This window comes from Methanocalculus sp. (genome assembly GCF_029762515.1).
Taxonomy (GTDB): Archaea; Halobacteriota; Methanomicrobia; order Methanomicrobiales; family Methanocorpusculaceae; genus Methanocalculus.
This window is the reverse complement of sequence record NZ_JARVGN010000271.1, coordinates 1-3253: the sequence shown is the minus strand read 5'-3', so window position 1 is coordinate 3253 and position 3253 is coordinate 1. Positions and strand designations below refer to the sequence as shown.

The 3253-nt window shown below is 54.8% G+C and carries 4 protein-coding genes; all 4 read left to right on the top strand.

What is annotated here, in order from left to right; genetic code table 11:
* A partial coding sequence (locus tag QCH34_RS09450; RefSeq protein WP_300333289.1) for a hypothetical protein occupies positions 1-208 on the top strand: 208 nt, incomplete at its 5' end.
* A gap of 2 nt (positions 209-210) precedes the next feature.
* Positions 211-1548: a TldD/PmbA family protein gene (locus tag QCH34_RS09445; RefSeq protein ID WP_300333286.1), complete on the top strand. Its 1338-nt coding sequence runs from the start codon at positions 211-213 to the stop codon at positions 1546-1548.
* Positions 1541-2833, top strand: a complete 1293-nt coding sequence (locus QCH34_RS09440; RefSeq protein ID WP_300333283.1) for a metallopeptidase TldD-related protein — start codon at positions 1541-1543, stop codon at positions 2831-2833. Before QCH34_RS09445 ends, QCH34_RS09440 begins: the two co-directional genes overlap by 8 nt.
* 9 nt (positions 2834-2842) lie before the next feature.
* Positions 2843-3106, top strand: a complete 264-nt coding sequence (locus tag QCH34_RS09435; protein ID WP_300333280.1) for a pro-sigmaK processing inhibitor BofA family protein — start codon at positions 2843-2845, stop codon at positions 3104-3106.
* The last annotated feature ends 147 nt before the right edge of the window (positions 3107-3253 follow it).

Below are 3253 nucleotides of genomic sequence, written 5' to 3'. Positions count from 1 at the left end.
CCCCAAATCAAATGCAGGTGATGTGCTGATTGAGGAGCGGTACCGGGAGATGATTGAGATTATTCCGGTCTCCCATATCGAGGAGATCCTCGAGCAGGCACTGGTTCCGACAAACCGTGCAGGATTCCTCGCCAAGCTGAAGAAACTTGCAGAACATGCGATTATTCCTCCAAATCCACCGATCCAGAGTGAACCGGGAGTTGTCTGAGCGTGGATTCCAGACTCAGGTACTGGGATCTCCGCCATGTCAGCGGAGAGCATACCGGCATTGATATCGATAATGGTGAGATCGAATCTGCCGGTGTCACCTTCTTCTCAAAGGCCATCATCCGGGCACTCGGCCCACGTGGCTGGGGAATTGTCGCAGTTTCACCGTTTAATCCCGATGATAAAGGAGCACTCCGTGATTACCTCCTCCGGGCTGAGAAAGCCGCAGTGGTGACTGCAGAAGATGTGGTGCTTGCAGATGCGCCTGATCGGAAACTTCTCCCGGTTCCTCCGGTGAAAGAGGATCCGACAGAGATCCCGCTCGAAGAGAAGGGAACACTCCTGATGCAGATTACTGAAGCTGCCAAAGTTCCCGGTGTATCAAACACCCGCGGCACCTATACGGAACGCTTTGAAGAGGTTACCTTCCTCGACTCTACCGGATACGAGGTATCCTATACGACGTGCCGGTCAGGATTCTCTGTGATGGCAATTGCAAAGCAGAACGGTGCGATGCAGATGGGGTATGTCCGCGATCACAGGATCGACGGCCTCAACCTGAGGGGCAGAACTGATGACGGTATCAGGGCGGGCACTCGTGCAGTGGCTCTTCTGAATGCCCGTGCGGCAAAAGGAGGCAGGATGCGGGCAGTTCTTGACCCGGAACTCGGCGGTGTCTTTGCCCATGAGGCAGTCGGACATGCGAGCGAGGGGGATCTTGTGAAAGAGGGTGCTTCGGTCTTAAAAGACCGGATCGGCACTGCGATCGGGAGCCCGATCGTTACCATCATCGACGATCCGACCATGCATGCATTCGGGTTTGAGCCCGTCGATGCCGAGGGTGTTGCCGGAAAGAGAACCGCAATCATCGAAGATGGTATCCTGAAGCGGTACCTGCATTCCCGGGAAACCCTTGCAGCAGTCGGTAACGGCGATGCAGGCCATGCACGTGCAATGCCCGGAGATCTCCCGATTGTCCGGATGAGCAACACCTATATCGCCCCCGGCGATGCCCGGTACGATGAGATGATCGAGGAATGCCGGGATGGTATTCTCCTTGGCGGTTCACGCGGCGGCCAGGTGGATCCCGGCCGTGGCGTCTTCCAGTTTAATGCCGAGTTCGGGTACCTGATCGAGGGGGGCGAGCTGACTGAGATGGTCAGGGATGTCTCGCTCACCGGCGAGATCCTCTCGACCTTGCACGCGATCACCCTCTGTGGGAACGATCTCAAAATGCATCCCGGATACTGCGGAAAAGGTGGGCAGAGTGTCCCTGTTTCTGATGGATCTCCCCACATACTCCTCTCTGAGGCTATCATCGGAGGTAGTGGCGATGTATAAAGAGATCGTAACTGAGATCATCGGGACAGGGCTGCACTCCGCAGATGAGGTTGAAGTTGCCCTCCTTACCAGTGAGAGCGTCTCAATAGAGATGAAACGCTCCGTTCCTGCTTATGCAGGAGAATCCTTTGGAACAGGGCTGATCATCCGCGTAATCGATTCCGGCCGGATCGGATCATCAAGTACAAGCACCATAGCGGACTGGCGAGTCTGCCTGGACTCGGCAATTTCAAGCGCACGTCTTGCAGAACCGGTACCCTGGGGCGGACTGCCCGATCCGGTTCCCCTGAAGGGCGAATCCCTTTCATTTGACAGTGCTGTCAAAACCGATCCTGATATCGCCCTCTCATACTGCAACAGGCTCCTTGAAGGGGCGTCTGCGTATCCGGAAGCCGAAGTTGTTGGTGGCGGTGCCGGACTTTCACTGGGTTCAGTCCTTCTTGCAAACTCAAAAGGTATCTGGTATGAAGAGGATCACACCTCAGTATCGGCATCTCTGGAGACGATTGCGGATCAGTCGACCGGTTTTGAATATGATCGCTCGTACTCCCTTGATATCGATCCATTTGAGATCGGACGAAGAGCGGCTGAACTTGCCTCGACATCCCGAAACGGGGTTCCGATTGAGACCGGGACCTATGATATCCTCCTCTCCCCTGTTGCCTTCTCGGGGCTCGTTGCCTCACTGCTTCAATCAGCAGTCAACGGGAGATCTGTCCATATGGGGAGATCGTTTCTGGCAGAGAAGCTGGGCGAAGTGATCGGAGCAGAACACCTTTCAGTGATTGACGATCCCTTCTATCCCGGTGGGCTTGGGAACTGCCGTTTCGATGCCGAGGGCGTTCCCACAAGAAAGAATGTCCTCATTGAAGACGGCGTCCTGAAATCATTTGTCTATGATCTGAAGACCGCATACCGGTTTGGCAAAGAGAGTACCGGCAATGCCGCACGAGGGGGAGTTGCAGGCGGGGTCTCGATAGGCCTCCATACCCTGGTCTTCTCAGCTGAAACGATGCAGGAGCCGGGTGAAGGCCATTGCATCTCAATCAATGATGTGATTGGTGCGCACACCGCAAATCCGCTCACGGGAGATTTCTCGGTTGAAGTCCAGAACGCCTTTATCATGGAGGATGGTATCTGCCAGCAGCCGGTAAGAAAGGCGATGATCGCAGGAAATATTTTTGAGATGCTCGGCCAGATCACAGGTATGGGACCGACTCCGCGGCGGGTTGGTTCAGTGATCGTTCCGCCGGTCAGGATCAGCGGGATGCGCCTTGTCGGGTGATGGCGGGTCATGTTTGAGATCATCATTCCACTTCTGGTCATTGTGGCGCTGATCGCCACACTGTATTTTTGTGTTAAGAAAGGGATGACACTGCTTGCAAATGCAGCAGCAGGTCTCATCCTCCTATTTATCACAAATACCTTCCATCTCCTCTCCTTTCTTGGTGTTCCTGATATCCCGATCACCTGGGCGACGGTCTTGATCTGTGCGTTTGGCGGTATCCCTGGTGCCGTCATCCTTATACTCCTTGCAATCGCAGGGATCACTGTCTGACCTATGAAAGCCGCTCTTCGTGAATGGTGTGACAGCCATGAGATCCCGCTTCTTGGGATTGCTTCTGCAGAAGCCTGGAAAGAACCACTCTTTCATCCATGGATCCCGGATGCATACCACCCGGACTCGATCGTTCCCGGTACACGG